The sequence below is a fragment of the Streptomyces sp. BE303 genome (assembly GCF_036290945.1).
Lineage (GTDB): Bacteria > Actinomycetota > Actinomycetes > Streptomycetales > Streptomycetaceae > Kitasatospora.
Map to the genome: position 1 here is coordinate 1 of NZ_JAQYWZ010000349.1, position 317 is coordinate 317.

Here is a 317-nt window from a genome sequence, read left to right on the forward strand (position 1 = left end):
CAGCCCGCGACGCTCCACGCCGACGAGCGATCCCCGCAGGTGGAGTGGGATTCCGGCGCGGTGTCGCTGTTGACGGAGTCGCGGCCCTGGAACCCCGGGGACCGGCCTCGTCGGGCGGGAGTGACGGCGTTCGGCGTCAGTGGCACCAACGCGCACGTGATCGTGGAGGAGCCACCGCCGGTCGAGGCCGCCGCCGTGGGAGCAGTGGAACTGCCTCTGGCGCCGGTGCGGTTGTCCGGTACGGTCGAGGCGTCGCTGCGTGCTCAGGCTCCAGTGCTGCTCGAGGGCGCTGGTCGGCGGCGTCACCGTGATGCCGA

1 protein-coding gene is annotated in these 317 nt (G+C 72.9%); it reads left to right on the plus strand.

Annotation, left to right across the window (positions count from 1 at the left end):
- Positions 1-39: 39 nt before the first annotated feature.
- The coding region (locus PUR56_RS05475) for a ketoacyl-synthetase C-terminal extension domain-containing protein (RefSeq protein WP_329948058.1) at positions 40-317 on the plus strand (278 nt) is incomplete at its 3' end.